Raw genomic sequence first — 17,920 nt, forward strand, 5'->3', positions numbered from 1 at the left:
CGGACCTGCGAGAAGCAGGCCCGGGCATCGATTTATTGAGCGGCGGGCAATACACCGAAAATGGTGCGATAGAGCACGCCCATGGCCACGACCATCAGCGGGATGGCCCAGATCAGGCCGATACCCAGCGGGATCGCACTGACCATGACGATCAGGCCGAGCAGCAGAAAGAGACCGAACACCTTGAACCAGTGCTGGGTGATTGCCTTGCGCGAGGCCTCCAGCGCCTGCCATGGCGACAGCCCGCGCTCGACCACGAGCGGGATGGCCAGCAGATAGGCGATGCACAGATAGATGCCAGGAATCAGCAGCAGGAACATGCCGAGATAGATCATCAGCATCATCACTACCGCGGTGATGATCAGCGGTACGGTACGGCCGAAGTGGCTGAAAATCTCGTTGAAGCTGAGCGGTTGATCGGCTGCGCGGCGAATGCCAACCATATTGATGCCCGCCATGAAGGGGTAAGCCAAGGCAGAGGCAAGCAGCGAAACCAGAACCTGGCCGACGAGCATCATCACCAGATTTTCGCTCATGACACCGAAGATGCCGACGATGCCGCCGAGGACGAAACTGGCAACCAGCATCGCCACATAGAACACGATGAAACCACCGACGATGATGCCCTTGGTGCCTTTGACCTTGTCCCAGGACTCGCTCAGCAGGTCGCCGATGCTGAAGTCGTAACCGCGTGCCAGCGCTTCTTCGATACTTGGCGTCTGGTTGCTGGTGGCGGGTTGCAGGTCGCTGATGGGGGCTGCGTAGGGATTGGGAGTCGCTGCGTCACTCATGGCGTCGTCCTTGTACAAGAGTGGAAAGGGGGCGTAATGCTAGTAGTTAGGTCGTTAGACGACAAGGGGAGGGTGCCTGTGGGCGTGCTCGCTGAGGACTGGTTCATGTTTTGTCCTACCCGGCGCGTTCTGGCTTGAATGTTAGACTTCCGCCATTTGTAACGGGGCGAGCAGCTAATGACTTCCAGCATTTTCTGGTACGACTATGAGACCACCGGCATCAACCCGCGCTGTGACCGTCCGTTGCAGGTTGCGGGTATTCGTACCGACGAAGCGCTAAACGAGATCGGTGAAGCGCTGAACATCTACTGCCGCCCCAGCGACGATATCCTGCCGCATCCGGCAGCCTGCCTGGTCACCGGTATCGATCCGCAGCGTCTGCAGCAGCAGGGACTGGATGAGGGGGAGTTCGTCACTAGGGTTCATGCGGCTCTTTCGGCTCCAGGGACCTGTGGCGCCGGTTACAACAGCCTGCGTTTCGATGATGAAGTGACTCGTTACAGCCTCTACCGTAATTTCTTCGACCCCTATGCGCGCGAATGGCAGGGCGGCAACAGTCGCTGGGATCTGATCGACCTGGTGCGAACTGCCTATGCTCTGCGGCCAGACGGTATCGAGTGGCCCGAAGAGGAAGGGCGGGTGTCGCTCAAGTTGGAGAAACTGACTCAGGCCAACGGTATCGATCACGGGCAGGCTCACGATGCCCTTTCCGATGTCCGCGCGACAATCGGCCTGGCGCGCTTGCTGCGTGACCGACAGCCAAGGCTCTACGACTTTCTCTATCAGTTGCGCAGCAAGCAGCGGGTGATGGATCAGATTCGTCTGCTGCAGCCGATTTTGCACATTTCCGGACGTTTTTCCGCCGCTCGTCATTACCTGGCACCGGTGTTGCCGCTGGCATGGCACCCGCGCAATCGCAACGCGCTGATCGTCTGTGACCTGCAGGCGGATCCGTCGCCATTGCTGGATCTGCACGCCGATACGCTGCGCAGCCGCCTCTATACGCGCCGCGAAGACCTGGCCGCGGATGAGGTTCCGGTGCCGTTGAAGTTGCTGCATATCAATCGTTGTCCGGTCGTGGCGCCATTGTCGGTGCTGCGCGAGGCTGATCGACAGCGCCTACAGCTGGACTGGGCGGTCTGTGAGCGCCATGCCGAGACGTTGAAGAAGGAGCAGTCGCTGTGGCAGGACAAACTTGCCGATATCTATCGTGAAGAGTCCTTCGCTGGTAGCAGTGACCCGGAACAGCAACTCTATGACGGGTTCATCGGTGATCGCGATCGTCGTCTGTGCGAGCAGGTTCGCCGTGCGCAACCTCAGGCATTGGCCAACGATGACTGGCCATTCGACGACCTGCGTTTGCCGGAGCTGCTGTTTCGCTATCGCGCTCGTAATTTCCCCGACAGTTTGTCGCCCGCCGAGAGTCAGCGTTGGACAGAGTTCTGCCGACAGCGCTTGAGTGATCCACAATTCGGTGCGCCGAACACCCTGGCGCAGTTTCATCTGGCACTGGAGCAGTTACGTAGCGACTGCACTGCGTCGCAGCTGCAATTACTGCAGCAGTGGCAGACATATGCCAGTGAGTTGCAGGCACGCTTGGCGTTGGATCAGGCAAGTGCTTGAGTGAGCACAATGAGATGGCGGCATATCGTGCTGGGCAAGTTTCTGCATGCCGATAGGCTGCATGGGCGATGCAATGGACGTTTAGTAATGCCGCTGGAGGAAATTTTCTGAGGCTGGAGTTGTTTGCTCTGCACTGAGTGCGTCGCCAATGGCGCACCATGCCAAAAGCTGTTTGGCTGGTCAGTTAGCCAAAAAATGATAGTGATCAGAAACGTTCAGGAATCATTCTTTAACGAGCGGCCCTGAGAGCAGGTGCCGCGCAGGGCAGGCCATAAAACCGGGAGAATTTGTGTGCCTCAGCCTTTATGCATCAATACGCTGAATACAAAAAACGCCAGCAAGGCTGGCGTTTTTGGGTATCAGGCAAGCATCAACCCAGCAGGGTTGCCCAACCTTCCACGACGTCGGCGCCCCACTTGGCCTTCCACTCTTTGAGGGTCTTGTGGTTGCCGCCTTTGGTTTCAATCACTTCGCCGCTGTGCGGGTTCTTGTATTGCTTGACCTTGCGTGCGCGTTTGACCGCAACGGGTTTGCTGGCGCGTGCGCTCTTGCTCGCCTTGGCGTCCGGATCAAGCAGGGCGATGATGTCGCGCAGCGACTTCTGATATTCGCCCATCAGCGTGCGCAGTTTGCCTTCGAACTCCAGTTCTTTCTGCAGCTTGTCGTCTTGCGACATGCTTTTCAGACGCTCTTGGAGCTCTTTGATGTTCTCTTCGATGCTGCGATATTCATTGATCAGCGACATGGGCAATACCTTGGCGTGAATTAATCTGTGACGGTCAACAGTGAAGCAATAATAGTCACGCGCTTATAGCAAGTAAACAGCAGTTCATGAAATAACCGAGTTGCAATGCAACCCATTGTGTCAGTGGCGTTTAGTTAACTTGTCTATTTCTAACAGGCGTGAAGTTCTGCGCTGGGCTGGGCGCATGATCTATTGCCTGTTTTTAACGAAACGCTTCGGCGCTTTTCCCAGCGTCGCTACTGCAGTTTTTCAGGCTTACCGTTAGAATGGCCGCCTTTTGCGCCGCCATTGGGGTTTTAGTCATGCGTACGTTCAGATTGATCATTTCCTGCCCTGACCGTGTCGGCATCGTTGCCAAAGTCAGTAACTTCCTCGCTACCTATAACGGTTGGATCACCGAAGCGAGCCATCACTCCGATACGCAGACCGGCTGGTTTTTCATGCGTCACGAAATTCGTGCGGACTCGCTGCCGTTCGATCTGGATGGTTTCAAACAGGCCTTCGCCCCTATCGCCCGCGAGTTTTCCATGGACTGGCGCGTCACCGACTCCGCGCAGAAGAAGCGGGTGGTGTTGATGGCGAGCCGTGAGTCGCACTGCCTGGCCGATCTGCTGCACCGTTGGCACAGCAATGAACTCGATTGCGAGATTCCCTGTGTGATCGCCAACCATGACGACCTGCGCAGCATGGTCGAGTGGCATGGCATTCCTTACTTCCATGTGCCGGTCGACCCCAAGGACAAGGCCCCGGCTTTTGCCGAGGTGGAGCGTTTGGTCAAGGAGCATGCCGCCGATGTCATCGTCCTGGCGCGCTACATGCAAATTCTGCCGCCAGCACTGTGCGCTGAATATGCGCAGCGGGTGATCAATATCCACCACAGCTTTCTGCCTTCGTTCGTGGGGGCCAAGCCCTATCATCAGGCTTCGTTGCGCGGGGTGAAGCTGATCGGTGCAACATCTCATTACGTTACCGAAGAACTGGATGCCGGCCCGATCATCGAACAGGATGTAGTTCGCGTTACCCACCGTGACGACATCGAAGAAATGGTGCGTTTGGGCAAGGACGTGGAGAAGATGGTGCTGTCGCGTGGACTACGCTATCACTTGGAAGACCGAGTGCTGGTGCATGACAACAAGACGGTGGTTTTCGACTGATCCTGTTGTCCGGGCCGCCTCGGTGCACGTCAGAGGAGAACGGCCATGCTCAAGTCCATCAAGGTGCGCGACTACATGACTAAGCGGCTGGTGACCTTCAGATCGGATACCGATCTGTTCACCGCCATCAATAGGTTGTTGGAGCACCGTATTTCCGGCGCTCCGGTGGTCGATTCCCAGGGGCACCTGATCGGCTTGCTTTCGGAAAGCGACTGCCTGCGCGGCATCCTATCCGGGGCCTATTACGAGGCCATTGGCGGCACCGTCAGTTCCTACATGACGACTCAGGTCGAGACGGTGACGCCCGAGGCAGACATCATCGAGTTGTCGGAGCGCTTCATACGCGGCCGGCGTCGGCGCATGCCGGTAATCGAGGATGGCCGTCTGGTCGGGCAGATCAGTCGTCATGATGTGCTCAGAGCGGTCAAGGAGTTCGCCCAGCATGAGCGCGGTGCCGGTGAGGGGAGGGGCGATGAGCGATCCGCTGGATAAGGCCACGTCCAAGGCACCCCCGACGCTCGGCGAAGGCTGCGTGCGGCGCTACGACCCGGATGCGCTCAGCGACGAAGATGGCACCGATTTTCCCGACGCCGCAGAACTCTGGCGGCAATTGCAGGAACAGCAGGAGCAAAACCCCGAGCAGGAATGAAGAAAGGGCGCCACGGCGCCCTTTCTCGTGAGCCAGGCGTTACCTCAGATGCGGAAGCTGTCCACCAGATGTTTGAGGCGTGCGGCCTGTCGTTCCAGATCTCCGCAGGCCCGCAAGGTGGCCTGCAGGTTTTCCACACCCTCCTGGTTGAGGGTGTTGATTTCGATGATGTCCATGTTCAGTGACTCGATCACCGAGGTCTGCTCTTCGGTCGCCGTGGCCACCGACTGGTTCATGCCATCGATCTCGCCGATGCGCGTCGTGACGGTATTCAGCCGTTCGCCGGCCTGGTTGGCGATATCCACGCTGTCCTCGCTGTAGCGCTGGCTCTCGGTCATGGTGGTGACCGATTCGCGCGAGCCGACCTGCAGTTCCTCGATCATCTTCTCGATTTCCTGCGCAGACTCCTGGGTGCGATGTGCCAGGTTGCGCACTTCATCGGCCACCACGGCAAAACCGCGACCCGCCTCACCGGCTCGGGCAGCCTCGATGGCTGCGTTGAGGGCAAGCAGGTTGGTCTGCTGGGAAATGCTCTTGATCACCTCGAGAATCTGGCCAATGTCCACGGTCTTGCTGTTGAGCATTTCGATCTTGGCGCAGGCATCGCTGATCTTGTCAGACAGCTCGCTCATCGAGCGGATGGCTTGCTGCACCACCTTGCCGCCATCTTCCGCCTCGTGGCGAGCATCGGAGGCCTGGCTGGAGGCGTCGGCGGCATTGCGCGCGATCTCCTGAGCCGCTGCGCCAAGCTGGTTGATCGCAGCCGCCACACTGTTGGTGCGGCTTGCCTGCTCATCAGAGTTGGCCATCGACGAGTTGGAGGCGCCTACCACCAGTTGAGCCACTTCGTTGACCTGTACGGTGGCGGAGGAAACCTCGCGGATCGAGGCGTGGATACGCTCGACGAAGCGATTGAAGGAACTGGCCAGGGCGCCGAATTCATCGTTGGACTGGATGGCCAGGCGCTTGGTCAGGTCCCCTTCACCTTGCGCGATGTCTTCCATGGCGGTGCCCATGGTGATCAGCGGCTGCATCAACACACGTATGAGCAGTCCGAGCAGTGCAATGATCAACGCCACGGCGATGACCGTAGCGACGATGGCCGAAGCGCGAAACTCGGTGAGCATCGAATAGGCCTTCTCCTTGTCGACGGAGAGGCCGATATGCCAACTGACCGAGGGCAGTCCCTTGACCGGGGTAAACGTCAGAATGCGGGTATTGCCGTCCAGCGAGGCTTCGCTGAAGGCGCTGCTGATCTGTGGGGTGTCCTGGGGGTAGACCTCCTTGAGGTTCTTCATCACCAGGCTCTTGTTCGGATGTACGAGGATCTTGCCGTCGGAGCTGACCAGGAAGGCGTAACCCATGCCATCGAAGTCCAGCTCATTGATGATGGTGACCAGCGCCTGCAGGCTCAGGTCGCCGCCGACCACTCCCGCTGGGCGTGCCGGCGTCGCGATGGTGATGATCAGCTCACCCGTGGCTGCATCGACGTAAGGTTCTGTCAGCGTGGTCCCACCAGCGGCCTGGGCGTCCTTGTACCAGGGGCGGGTTCGCGGGTCGTAATCGGCGGGCATCTGCTCATCAGGGCGCATGGTGAAGGCGCCACTTTCTGAGCCGAGATAGGTGAAGGCGAACGAGGAGGTCAGGGCTTTTTGTTCCAGCAACTTGGCCACGCGAGCGGGCTCGCTGTCGTTGCTGATCGATTGCGCTGTGCTTTCGACCAGCAGAATGCGCCCGGATAACCAGTTCTGGATATTGCTGGCTGTTATATCGCCCATCTCTCGGAGATAGTTTTCCAGATCGTCACGAATGGCGTTGCGCTGCAAATAGTCGTTGTACAGCGTGAACAGGGAGAAGGCGGCGATCACCACCAGCGACGCCGCGAGCAGGATCTTGTGGCTGAACTGCAGGTTTTTGCTCATCTCATCTTGCTTCCGGAAGGCACTGGAACCAGTCTTGTATTCCACCGTCACGCCAAGGAGGCGTTACGTCGGTCTGTCACGGCGAATGCAATGGGCTTTTTGCCCCCATGCTTCTGTCGGCATATTTGCAGTAAAGCTCTAACTCGGGGGATGGCAAGATGCCTTTGAATTCGCAGTTCGTCATGGGGGCAGGCAGCGATGGTGAGTCTGTAGGCCAGCCATTGCGCCTCGCCAATCGCCATGGGTTGATCGCCGGGGCAACCGGTACCGGCAAGACGGTTACCTTGCAGCGCCTGATCGAAACCTTCAGCGACGCCGGAGTGGCCGTATTCGCCGCCGACGTCAAAGGTGATCTGTGCGGTCTGGGCGCGCCTGGTGCGCCGCAGGGCAAGGTTGCCGAACGCATCGCCAGCATGCCCTGGCTGAATCATCAACCGCAGGCTTATCCGCTGTCGTTGTGGGATGTGCATGGGCAGAGCGGTCACCCTTTGCGTACCACGCTCAGCGAGATGGGGCCACTGCTGCTCGGCGCGCTGCTGGAGTTGACCGACAGTCAGCAGGCTGCGCTTTATGCGGCATTCAAGGTGGCTGATCGAGAGGGCCTGCTGCTGCTGGACCTGAAGGATCTGAAGGCGTTGCTCGGATACCTCAAGGACAATCCAAAGGCACTGGGCGAGGACAGCGCATTGTTCACCGGGGCCTCCGCGCAAGCGCTGTTGCGCCGCCTCGCGGGCCTGGAGCAGCAAGGCGCCGAAGCGCTGTTCGGTGAGCCGGCGTTACAGCTGGAAGATCTGCTGCATCCTGACCCAGATGGTCGCGGTCGCGTCCATCTGCTCGATGCCTGTCGCCTGGTGCATGAGGCGCCAAAGGTCTATGCCACCTTCCTGCTGTGGCTGTTGGCCGAACTCTTTGAACAGCTGCCGGAGCGGGGGGACGCCGACAAGCCGGTGCTGGCGCTGTTCTTCGACGAAGCCCATCTGCTATTTCAGGGCACGCCGAAGGCATTGCAGGAACGCCTGGAGCAAGTGGTGCGGTTGATCCGTTCGAAAGGTGTCGGGGTGTATTTCGTCACTCAGTCACCGAGCGATCTGCCGGACGATGTACTGGCGCAGCTCGGGCTGCGTATTCAACACGGTTTGCGGGCTTTCACGGCCAAGGAGCAGAAGGCGCTGCGTGCCGTGGCCGATGGTTTCCGCCCCAATCCGGCTTTCGACAGTCTCAGTGTGCTGACCGAGTTGGGGATTGGCGAGGCCTTGGTCGGAACCCTCGAGGACAAGGGCACGCCGGCCATGGTGCAGCGCGTTGCCATCGCACCACCGCAGTCGCGCATCGGGCCGCTGAATGAGAGCGAGCGGGCTGCACTGATACGGCAGTCGCCATTGGCGGGGCGTTACGACAAGCCCATCGATCGCGAGTCGGCTTACGAACTGCTGACTGCGCGTGCTGCTCAGGCGGCTGCCGAAGCGCCAACGGCCAATGCGCGGAAAAAGGCCGCAGCCGAAGAGCAGGGGCTGGGGCAAATGGCCGGCGAGTTGTTCGGCGGCGCGATGAAAAGTGCGTTGCGCCAAGCCGCGAACCAATTGGGTCGACAACTGGTGCGCGGGTTGATGGGATCGTTGATGGGAGGCAAGAAGCGCTGACACTACAGTGCGAAAGTGGACGCGGCTGCAGTGTGACCGTTGTTATTCGTCGGCCGCGTCCAGTTTTTCCTGGCGTTCTTTTTCGATCTTTTCGATCTCTTTATCGAATGCCTGATCCAGCAGGCTGGGCTTCTTGCGCCAGGGTTTGCGATCGGGTTCCGGCTGAGCGGCGTAGGTAATGACTTCCCCGCCGTATACATCCTTGTAACGCTGCGCCTGGCGCTCGAGTTCGGCGCGCAGTTCGTCTTTCGTCACTGGGTTTACCTGTATTAGTAATAGAGCCACACGACGCAGCGAAAATCGGACTACATTTCGGTAGCCAGGCGTCGGTCTGGTGGCTTCAAGTCAATCGGTGGGAGAGAGGTGACTGCAAAGTTCCAGGCTTCGCGTCTTTCTCCTTTCTCGTCAGTTACTCATGTATCTGTAACTTTTTTCCGAGAAAAGTTGCCTTCAGCAACTCGTGCCAATTATCCCCAGCATCATCTGAATGTCCAGCAATCACTCCGCAATCGTCTGATATTGCAGGGCGAAGTCCAGCTGGCAAGTTTGCCCGGCCTCCAGCAGATGAAGGCCCGGCTGGCCCGGTAGGTGATGGGCATTGACAGGATGGGTGACGGGTTCGAAGCAGAAGAAGTTCTGTGCCTCAGGGCAGAACAACAGAAAGGTGTCACTGTTCTTTGTTGCGCAGAGGAGTTGATAGTTGGCGTCCGCTTGAATGATGCGGGCGCTGCCCGACCAGCCGGTGAATGCGTTGTCGACAAGTGTTTCCGGCAGAGTGCCGGGATATTCGAAGTTCCAGGCCGAGGGCAGCTCGATCCAGTGACTGGACAGTTTATCTTCACCGCACAGCCAAACTCCGCTGGCATCTACCTGCAAGCGGGTATGGGCGTTGCGTGGCAAGTAGGGGTGCAGACCGAGGCCATACCAGGTGGGATGGCTGCCCAGGTGAGTTGCCTGTAATTTCAAGCGCAGTTGGCCGTCATTCAGCTGTATGTGCAAATGAGCGCGGTAGGCAAAAGGCCGCTGGCTGTCCAGTTGCAGGTGAACGCTGTCGGACGTCATGGCAACTACCTGCCAGGGCTGCTGCCAGGCGCTGCCATGAATGGGGAGCGCTTCGTGCTCGGTATTGGCACTCAGCGCCTGCCAGCCGGAAGGGGTGTGGAAGCCGCCGCTGCCGATGCGATTGGACCAGGGCACTAATGGATAGCAGGCCAGACGCCTGGGATTTTCCGCTTGCAACGCCTGTTCGTCACTATGACGAAGGAGTGGCCGGCCATCCGTCAGACGAGTCCAGTTAACCAGACTGGCACCCAGTTCAGGCGCGAGGGTCAATTGTGTCAATTGGTCGCGGAGTGTCAGCAAGGTCGTGGGCATTTGCCGTCCTTTGGTTGGTATTTGTCGGTATTCATAGTGTCATCGTACAACTGCTGGGCTATCATTGCGGCAAAGTCTTAAGTCGAGAACTCGTCCACCATGGAAATGCAGAACGCCCAACCTCGTGCTCGTCGCAAGCACCGCAGCCTGGCGCAGGAGTTGGTCGCCGAGCTGTCGCAGCGCATTCGTGACGGTCTGATCAAGCGCGGTGAGAAGTTGCCGACCGAGTCGGCCATCATGGAAGAGCAGGGTGTCAGCCGCACCGTGGTGCGTGAGGCGCTGTCGCGTCTGCAGGCCGCGGGCCTGGTTGAGACCCGTCACGGTATCGGCACTTTCGTGCTGGACACGCCCAGTGCCAGCGGTTTTCGTATCGACCCAGCGACTATCGTGACCTTGCGTGATGTGCTGGCCATCCTCGAGCTGCGTATCAGTCTCGAGGTGGAGTCTGCAGGTATGGCGGCGGCGCGTCGCAGCGATGCGCAGTTGAAAGCCATCCGTGAGGCTTTGGATGCCATCAACGAGCATGCGGCGCATGCCAGTGATGCGGTGTCCTCGGACTTTCAGTTCCACCTGCGCATCGCCGAGGCCACCGGTAATCGCTACTTCACCGACATTCTCAGCCATCTGGGTACCAGCATCATTCCGCGTACCCGGGTCAATTCCGCCAGCCTGGCGCGCGATGACCATGCGCACTACATGGCGCGGCTGGAGCGTGAACATGAGCAGATCTTCGAGGCGATTGCCCGCCAGGATGCCGAGGCCGCCCGGGCTGCCATGCGTCTGCACCTGACCAACAGTCGCGAGCGCCTGCGCCAGGCGCACGAAGCGGCCGAGGCCGAAGCGCTGCACGGCTGAAGCCGCATCTGCACACTCGGCGGCCCTGGGCCGCCGAGTACGTTTCAGGTGCAGTGTCGTCACCGCTGGCAGTTCAGCGGCCTGTTAACGGCGATAGGCCAGGGCGACGATACCGCCGACCACGATCAACCCGCCGACTACCTGTAGCGCTTCCAGCACCTGGCCCAGAATCAGCCAACCCAGCACCATTCCGGCCACGGGTTCCATGTTCATCACCGGTGCGTTCCGCGCGATGTTCAGGCGCGGCATGCAGATGAACAGGGTGGAGAAGGCCGCGCCATAGAGCAGTACCAGGCAGGCCAGGGCGATCCAGCCGGCGCTGGCGTTGGGCAGGTTCAAGCCGCCCGGAATCAGGCCGCTGGCGCCAAGCAGAGTGGAAGCACTGAACACCACTGCCAAGGTCAGCATGCTGCGTACCGAGCCGGCTATGCTGGAGAGGCGGTGTTCGGTGATCCATAGCGCCACGGCAAATACGCCGGCAGCGGTCAGGCTGAACAGAATTCCGGCGATCCATTCGCCATCCGGTGCGTCGCTGCTGGTCAGGCGTCCCGGAACGTCGAGCACCAGCACCAGGCCGAACAGGATAATACCCATGATCCCCAGCGCCTGGCGTGTCGGTGCCGGGCCACCGAGTACCCAGGTCAGCAGCGCAAGCAGGATGGGCGACAGGTTCACCACCAGCAACGCCAGCGCCACTGGGATCCGCGCCACGGCCGAGTAGATGCAGAAACTTTGAATGGCGATCAGCAGGCCCAGCAGAATCTGCCAGCCCCAGGTCGCACGTCCCAGTTTCAGCGATTCGCGGCGCCACAGTACCAGTGCGGCCAGCACCAGCAGGGTAACGCCGGCACGCGCAAGCATCGCCAGTAGCAACCCCGCGTCATGATCGAAGGCGATTCGCGCAGCGATATGGTTGCCGGCGAAGGAGCAGGCCAGCGACGCGAGAATCAGTACGGCAATGTGACGGGGAAACTGGGTGGAACCTTGCATGACGGAAATCCTGTCTTGTCATAGCGTTTGATCACGGCCCTAAAGCAAAACGCCGCCCGATTGGGCGGCGTTTCGTTCAATGCCCGGGGTTGGCTGTCAGAGCACCACGCTCGGCAGCCACAGGGAGATAGCGGGGATGTAGGTCACGGCCATCAGTACGGCGAACAGTGCGATATAGAACGGCAGCAGGGCCTTGACCGTATTCTCGATGCTGACCTTGCCGATGGCGGCGCCGACGAAGAGTACCGCACCTACCGGTGGTGTGATCAGGCCGATGCCCAGATTCACCAGCATGATCATGCCGAAATGTACCGGGTCGACGCCGAAGGAGGTAACCACGGGCAGCAGGATCGGCGTGAGGATCAGGATCAGCGGCGCCATGTCCATCAGCGTGCCCAGCACCAGCAGCATGAAGTTGACGCACATGAGGATCACGTAACGGTTGTCCGACAGGGTCAGGAACGCGGTGGTGATCTTCGATGGAATCTGCATCAGGGTCATGATGTAGCCGAAGCTGGCGGCGAAGGCGATGAGGATCATCACGATCGACAGTGTGCGCACCGTGCGGTGCAGCATCTTCGGCAGCTCACTCCACTTGTAGTCGCGGTAGATGAACATGGTCACGAAGAACGCCCAGACCACGGCCACGGCCGCCGACTCGGTGGCGGTGAACACACCGCTGAGAATGCCGCCGAGGATGATCACCATGGTCATCAGGCCCCACAGTGCTTCGACGCAGATCTGCAGCGCCTGGCGCAGCGGAATCACTTCGCCCTTGGGGTAGTTGCGCTTCTTGGCGAACAGCAGGCACAGCGTGGCCATGGTGGCGCTGAGCAGCAGACCCGGTCCGATACCGGCGACGAACAGCGCGGCGATCGACACCGTGCCGCCGGCGGCCAGCGAATAGATCACCGAGTTGTGGCTGGGCGGCGTCAGCAGCGCCTGCACCGAGCCGGAGACGGTGACCGCGGTGGAGAATTCGCGCGGGTAGCCTTTCTTCTCCATTTCCGGAATCAGCACCGAACCGACCGAAGCGGTGTCGGCCAGCGACGAGCCGGAGATGGCGCCGAAGAAGGTCGAGGCGGTGATGTTGACCAGTGACAGTCCGCCGCGGACGAAGCCTACCAGCACTCCGGCGAAGGCCACCAGGCGCCGGGCCATGCCGCCTTCAGCCATGATTGCGCCGGCCAGGACGAAGAACGGGATGGCCAGCAGGGAAAACTTGTTCACGCCGCCGGCGATCTGAATCATCACGGCGTGCAGGGGAATCTCGATCCACCAGGCGCCGATCAGGGTGGCCAGGCCAAGGGCATAGGCAACCGGGACGCGCAGCAGGATCAGGGCAACGAAGCTGCCCAGTAGGATGGCGGCATCCATTACACGGACTCCTTGGAATCTTCGCAGTTCTCGTAATCGACGACGCGGCGCTTGTGTTGATCGCCGTAGAGCAGTTGCTCGATGACGAACAACAGGGTGATGAACCCGCCCAGAGGAATCGGTGCGTAGCTGATGCCCACGCGCATCCAGGTCAGCGTACTGAGGTACTGGTTCCAGGTGGCGACGCACAGCTTGTAGCCCCAGATCAGCATGAACAGGCTGATGGCGCCCATGGCCAGGCGTACGAACAGGGTGAGAAAGGGCAGCGCCGCTTCCGGCAGGCGATCACTCAGTACCTGTACGGCCATATGTGCGCCAGCGCGGTAGCTGGCGGCAGCGCCGATGAAGGTGAACAGCACCATCAGCAGAATGGCGATGGGCTCGGGCCAGCCGAGGCCCTGACCGAGCGCATAACGACTGAATACGCCCCAGGGGATGATCAGCGCCATGACTACGATCGCCAGGCCGGCGACCGCGATACAGGCGCGGTAGATGACGTCGTTGACGCCCAGAACCAGGTTTTTCATGAGACTTCACCGGTGGCGCGGCGCAGGCGAGGAGCCAGCGCCGCGCACTTGCGCGTGGATTACTGAACGGCTTCGATGCGCTTGATCAGGTCGGCGAACTGCGCGCCGTACTTCTCACGGACCGGGGCGGTGGCGTCGTAGAAGGGCTTGGTGTCGACTTCGATGAACTCGACGCCTTCCGCCTTGAGCTTCTCGTCACTGGCCTTTTCCTTGGCAACCCACAGGTCGCGCTCTTCCAGCTGGGCCTCTTTGGCCAGCTTCTTGACCAGAGCCTGTTGATCCGGCGTCAGCTTGTTCCAGGTGGTCTTGGACATCAGCAGCGGCTCGGGGAGGATCAGGTGGTGGGTCTGGGTGTAGTACTTGGCCGCACGGAAGTGGTTGTGCTCGAGCAGGGTCGGCGAGTTGTTCTCGGCACCGTCGATCACACCGCTCTGCAGGGCGCTGAAGATTTCACCGGTGTCCATGGCGATACCATTGGCGCCCATGGCGTTGAGGGTGTCGATGAACAGCGGGTTGCCGATCACGCGGATCTTCATGCCCTTGAGGTCTTCCAGCTTGTGCACCGGCTTCTTGGTGTAGAGGCTGCGGCTACCGGCTTCCATCCACGCCAGGCCGACCATGTTGAAGTCGGAGTTGGTGATGGCGTCGAGGATTTCCTGGCCGATCTCGCCATCGACCACCTTGCGCATGTGGTCGATGTCGCGGAACACGAACGGCATGTTGAACACGTTGGTGGCAGGCACCACCGGGCCGACCGAGCCAAGGCTGACGCGGGTCAGCTGGACGGCGCCGATCTGGGTCTGTTCGATCACTTCCTTCTCGGAACCCAGCACACCGCCGGCGAACATGCGCGATTTGATTTCACCGTTGGTGGCCGCTTCCAGCTTCTTGCCGAGGTTTTCCATGGCGACTACCGTCGGGTAGCCGGCAGGGTGGATTTCGGCAATTTTCAGGGTCGTCTCGGCCTGAACGAAGGAAGACAGACCGAGCGCTAGCGGAAGTGTGGCGAGCAGCAACTTGCGTTTGAGGTTCATGCGGAAAACTCCGTCTTGTTGTTGTTGGTGAACAGCAGTGCAGTCCGGTGCCGCGAACGGCCCGGGGTGAATCGGGTCAGGGTTTGAAAGCAGGTTCCTCGATGCCGCGTACGCCTGCCTGCAGGGCGAATACGCCGCCGGCCAGTGGCTGGTCGGCGAGGTCGCCGCCGGGGCGGATCGAGGTGACGAACAGGGTGTCCAGGTTGGGGCCGCCGAAGGCGCACATGGCTGGCTTCTTCACCGGCACCGCCAGCGAGCGGTCGAGCTTGCCGTGCGGGGTGAAACGGTGGATCAGGCCTTCGTCGTTGCCGCAGATCCAGTAGCAGCCATCGACGTCCATCGCCGCGCCGTCCGGGCGTCCTGGGTGCTGCTGCATGTCGATGAACAGGCGACGGTTGTGCGGCGTGCCGCTGTCGATGTCGTAATCGAAGGCCCACACACTCTGCACACTCGGGTGCGAGTCGGAGAGGTACATGGTGCGGCCATCGGGGCTGAAGGCCAGACCATTGGGCACGATGAAATCATCGAGTACCTGCTGCAGCTGGCCGTCGTAGCGATACAGCGCGCCGACGCGGGCGCCTTGTGCCATATCCAGCAGCATGGTGCCGGCCCAGAAGCGGCCCTGGCGATCGCAGCGGCCATCGTTGAAACGCATTTCTGGACGGGCGTGCTGGACCTGTGCCAGGCGTTCGGACTCAATGCGGCCGTCGTCCCGCGGGCGCAGATGGAAGAGGCCGCTCTGCATGCCGGCCAGCCAGCCGCCAGCCGGATGCATGGCAATGCAGGCGAGCATCTCCTCGGCCTGCCAGCTCTGCGTCTGGCCAGTGGCCGCGGACCAGCGATGCAGACGTGCTGCCGGGATGTCGACCCAGTACAGGGCTTGCTCGGCGGTATTCCAAACCGGGCTTTCACCCGTGGCGTTGCGCGCATCGACAATCAGTTCGGCTGTCATGGCTGGGGCGCTCTAGTTGTTGTTATGGCTTGGGCAGCGGGGGGCAGTATCAGTCGTCGCCAAACGGGCCTGCGGCAACGAAAGCGCCACCTTGATAGATGCGTGCCGGGTCGTCCGCGGCCGGCATCGGCTGCGCTTCGACCTTGTCGCGGAATACTTCCGAGCTGTCCTTGGGCTTGAAGCCCAGGTGCGCGGCCTTGCTGTTGTCCCACCACACATCGCGGTTATCCGACATGCCATAGACCACGGTGTGGCCGACGCTTGCGGTATACAGGCAGCGTTCGAGCAGGTGGGTGAGGTCGTCGTAGCTCAGCCAGGTGCTCATCATGCGGCGGTTGGCCGGCTCGGGGAACGAGGAGCCGATGCGGATGCTGACGGTTTCGATGCCATAGCGATCGAAGTAGAAGCTGGCCATGTCTTCGCCGTAGGATTTGGACAGGCCGTAGTAGCCATCCGGGCGACGCAGGCTGTTGGCGTCGAGTTGCTGGTCCTGCTTGTAGAAGCCGATGACGTGGTTGGAGCTGGCGAACACCACACGTTTCACGCCATGCCGGCGAGCCGCTTCGTAGATGTGGAATACGCCGCAGATGTTGGCGCCGAGAATTTCTTCGAACGGGCGCTCGACCGAGACGCCACCGAAGTGCAGGATGGCATCGACGCCTTCGACCAGTTGATGCACCGCAGCTTTGTCTGCGAGATCGCAGTGCACCACCTCTTCATGGGGGCCTGCAGCAGGAGCCATCGCGCCGATATCGGAAAGACGCAGGATGTTGGCGTAGGGGCGCAGACGTTCACGCAGTACCTTGCCCAGTCCGCCGGCAGCGCCGGTCAGTAGCAGGCGATTGAAGGGGCGCAGCTCGCTGGAAGTAGTGCTCATGGCGGGGCCTGGACTCTTGTTGCTTGTTGTTATTGGATTGTCATACGTTGTCGTATGACATGGGTCGATTATCAGGAGCCACCGAGGCAATGTCAACGCGATTGACCGGGAAAATATCGTCGTATACCGGCAAGCGTGCGGTATTCGCCCAGCGGCTTAAAGGGTGTTTTTTCCTAGCGGATTATTCGCCATGCAAGGCTCTATCTCGTGATTCTTGTCTGTTCTGATGGCGTCAGCTCAAACCTGCCGGAAAGGTCAGATCGCCTATCGCGCAAGTTGAGAGTGGAACCTATATGACTAAAGTTGTATGACAACATATCTCACTGGCCAGAATACTCGTCAATCATGCTGTCAGATGTTCCGGAGTCGTTAGATGGGTAGGAAACCTGCGGGTATACGCAGCAGTGCGGCGCCAACGCTGATCGATGTGGCGAAGATCGCGGGAGTCTCTCCGATTACCGTTTCGCGTGCCTTGGGCCGGCCTGAGGTGGTCACCGATGCCACCCGCAAACGGGTGCTTGAGGCGGTGCGGGCGACCGGTTATGTGCCGAACCTGGCAGCAGGTTCCCTGGCGTCCAGCCGCAGCAGACTGGTAGCGATTTTCTTGCCGACCATCGCCAACTCGATCTTCGCCGATACCGTGCAGGCGCTGACCGATCGCCTCGCGAGCGCCGGTTATCAGACGCTGCTGGGGCTGACCGGCTACCGCCCGGAGCAGGAGGAGGCGCTGCTCGAGGCGATATTGGGGCGACGCCCGGACGGTATCGTGCTGACCGGGACCGAACATACTCAGGCCAGCCGTGAGCGTCTGGCGCGCGTAGGCATCCCGCTGGTCGAGGCCTGGGACCTGTGCGAGCGTCCGCTGGACATGTTGGTCGGCTTTTCCCATGAGGCCGTCGGCCAGGCAGTAGCGCGCTATCTGATGGGCAAGGGCTATCGGCGTGTTTCGGTGGTGGGCATCGATGACCCGCGCGGCTTGCGCCGTTATCGCAGTCTGGTTGCGGCGCTGGAGGGCCATCTTGATGCTGCCGTCAGTGCGCAGCTACTGCCGGCACCGGCGACCCTGGCGGTGGGGCGCGAGGGATTGGCGCGGCTGCTGCAGGCCGATGCTGCAGGCCAGGTGGTGGTGTGCAGTTCCGATACGGTCGCGCAGGGAGTGCTGGCCGAGGCGCTGTCCCGCGGCTTGCAGGTGCCCGAGGATCTGGCCGTGATGGGCTTTGGTGACCTGTCCAGCGCGGCGCATACCCATCCGCCGCTTTCCACCGTGCGGGTGGATGGCCCGCGTATCGGCTGCGCCATCGCCGAGGCGCTGCTGGCGCGTATTGCCGAGCCGGCCGGTGGTCGCCAGCCTTTGCGGCTGGACGTGGGTTTCGAGCTGGTCGAGCGAGGCAGTGCCTGACCTGGTCTCGC

General features: G+C 60.7%; 18 protein-coding genes. 7 read left to right on the forward strand and 11 right to left on the reverse strand.

The annotated features are described in order from the left end of the window. Positions 1–32 precede the first annotated feature (32 nt). The gene (locus ACJRW5_RS06290) at positions 33–791 is read right to left on the reverse strand and encodes a DUF975 family protein (protein ID WP_484569675.1); all 759 of its coding nucleotides are present in this window, start codon (positions 789–791) and stop codon (positions 33–35) included. Between the two features lie 177 nt (positions 792–968). On the opposite strand from ACJRW5_RS06290, the gene sbcB reads away from it, so the two are divergent. Beyond that, positions 969–2,414: an exodeoxyribonuclease I gene (gene sbcB / locus ACJRW5_RS06295; protein WP_484569676.1), complete on the forward strand. Its 1,446-nt coding sequence runs from the start codon at positions 969–971 to the stop codon at positions 2,412–2,414. Positions 2,415–2,784: 370 nt separating this feature from the next. Here the strand turns inward: sbcB and mvaT are convergent, their stop codons facing one another. Beyond that, complete coding sequence (mvaT, locus tag ACJRW5_RS06300) at positions 2,785–3,159, reverse strand: histone-like nucleoid-structuring protein MvaT (protein ID WP_484569677.1); 375 nt, start codon at positions 3,157–3,159, stop codon at positions 2,785–2,787. A gap of 302 nt (positions 3,160–3,461) precedes the next feature. On the opposite strand from mvaT, the gene purU reads away from it, so the two are divergent. The 3 genes from purU to ACJRW5_RS06315 are packed head-to-tail and all read left to right on the forward strand — an operon-like array spanning position 3,462 to position 4,962. After that, positions 3,462–4,313, forward strand: coding sequence for a formyltetrahydrofolate deformylase (purU, locus tag ACJRW5_RS06305; RefSeq protein ID WP_484569678.1), 852 nt, complete (start codon positions 3,462–3,464; stop codon positions 4,311–4,313). A gap of 45 nt (positions 4,314–4,358) precedes the next feature. Then, on the forward strand, positions 4,359–4,805 hold the full coding sequence (locus tag ACJRW5_RS06310; protein WP_484569679.1) for a CBS domain-containing protein: 447 nt from the start codon (positions 4,359–4,361) through the stop codon (positions 4,803–4,805). Further along, complete coding sequence (locus ACJRW5_RS06315; RefSeq protein ID WP_484569680.1) at positions 4,786–4,962, forward strand: hypothetical protein; 177 nt, start codon at positions 4,786–4,788, stop codon at positions 4,960–4,962. Before ACJRW5_RS06310 ends, ACJRW5_RS06315 begins: the two co-directional genes overlap by 20 nt. 44 nt (positions 4,963–5,006) lie before the next feature. Here ACJRW5_RS06315 and ACJRW5_RS06320 read toward each other — a convergent pair whose 3' ends face one another. Continuing rightward, positions 5,007–6,884, reverse strand: coding sequence for a methyl-accepting chemotaxis protein (locus ACJRW5_RS06320; protein ID WP_484569681.1), 1,878 nt, complete (start codon positions 6,882–6,884; stop codon positions 5,007–5,009). A 158-nt stretch (positions 6,885–7,042) separates the two neighbouring features. Between ACJRW5_RS06320 and ACJRW5_RS06325 the strand changes: the two genes are divergently transcribed. Then, on the forward strand, positions 7,043–8,524 hold the full coding sequence (locus ACJRW5_RS06325; protein ID WP_484569682.1) for a helicase HerA-like domain-containing protein: 1,482 nt from the start codon (positions 7,043–7,045) through the stop codon (positions 8,522–8,524). A gap of 42 nt (positions 8,525–8,566) precedes the next feature. On the opposite strand, the gene ACJRW5_RS06330 is transcribed toward ACJRW5_RS06325, so the two are convergent. Further along, a complete protein-coding gene (locus ACJRW5_RS06330) occupies positions 8,567–8,779 on the reverse strand; it encodes a hypothetical protein (protein WP_484569683.1) in 213 nt (70 codons plus the stop codon). A gap of 243 nt (positions 8,780–9,022) precedes the next feature. After that, positions 9,023–9,898, reverse strand: a complete 876-nt coding sequence (locus tag ACJRW5_RS06335; RefSeq protein ID WP_484569684.1) for an aldose 1-epimerase — start codon at positions 9,896–9,898, stop codon at positions 9,023–9,025. A 99-nt stretch (positions 9,899–9,997) separates the two neighbouring features. On the opposite strand from ACJRW5_RS06335, the gene ACJRW5_RS06340 reads away from it, so the two are divergent. After that, a complete protein-coding gene (locus ACJRW5_RS06340) occupies positions 9,998–10,753 on the forward strand; it encodes a FadR/GntR family transcriptional regulator (RefSeq protein WP_484569685.1) in 756 nt (251 codons plus the stop codon). A gap of 84 nt (positions 10,754–10,837) precedes the next feature. On the opposite strand, the gene ACJRW5_RS06345 is transcribed toward ACJRW5_RS06340, so the two are convergent. The 6 genes from ACJRW5_RS06345 to ACJRW5_RS06370 all read right to left on the reverse strand — a co-directional run bounded on the left by ACJRW5_RS06345 (position 10,838) and on the right by ACJRW5_RS06370 (position 16,510). Further along, positions 10,838–11,743, reverse strand: a complete 906-nt coding sequence (locus ACJRW5_RS06345) for an EamA family transporter (protein WP_484569686.1) — start codon at positions 11,741–11,743, stop codon at positions 10,838–10,840. A gap of 96 nt (positions 11,744–11,839) precedes the next feature. Continuing rightward, positions 11,840–13,120 (reverse strand): TRAP transporter large permease, encoded by a 1,281-nt coding sequence (locus ACJRW5_RS06350; RefSeq protein ID WP_484569687.1) that lies wholly within the window; start codon positions 13,118–13,120, stop codon positions 11,840–11,842. Beyond that, complete coding sequence (locus ACJRW5_RS06355) at positions 13,120–13,647, reverse strand: TRAP transporter small permease (protein ID WP_484569688.1); 528 nt, start codon at positions 13,645–13,647, stop codon at positions 13,120–13,122. Before ACJRW5_RS06355 ends, ACJRW5_RS06350 begins: the two co-directional genes overlap by 1 nt. Before the next feature lie 59 nt (positions 13,648–13,706). Further along, entirely contained in the window at positions 13,707–14,681 is a 975-nt protein-coding gene (locus ACJRW5_RS06360) for a TRAP transporter substrate-binding protein (RefSeq protein ID WP_484569689.1), read from the reverse strand. Between the two features lie 76 nt (positions 14,682–14,757). Beyond that, the gene (locus ACJRW5_RS06365; RefSeq protein WP_484569690.1) at positions 14,758–15,633 is read right to left on the reverse strand and encodes an SMP-30/gluconolactonase/LRE family protein; all 876 of its coding nucleotides are present in this window, start codon (positions 15,631–15,633) and stop codon (positions 14,758–14,760) included. 49 nt (positions 15,634–15,682) lie between these two features. Then, complete coding sequence (locus tag ACJRW5_RS06370) at positions 15,683–16,510, reverse strand: NAD-dependent epimerase/dehydratase family protein (protein ID WP_484569691.1); 828 nt, start codon at positions 16,508–16,510, stop codon at positions 15,683–15,685. A gap of 373 nt (positions 16,511–16,883) precedes the next feature. Between ACJRW5_RS06370 and ACJRW5_RS06375 the strand changes: the two genes are divergently transcribed. Continuing rightward, positions 16,884–17,909 carry a LacI family DNA-binding transcriptional regulator gene (locus tag ACJRW5_RS06375; protein WP_484569692.1) on the forward strand — a complete coding sequence of 342 codons (1,026 nt, stop codon included), beginning with the start codon at positions 16,884–16,886 and terminating at the stop codon, positions 17,907–17,909. Positions 17,910–17,920: the final 11 nt, after the last annotated feature.

It is taken from the genome of Pseudomonas pichavaramensis, from assembly GCF_050473265.1.
Taxonomy (GTDB): domain Bacteria; phylum Pseudomonadota; class Gammaproteobacteria; order Pseudomonadales; family Pseudomonadaceae; genus Aquipseudomonas.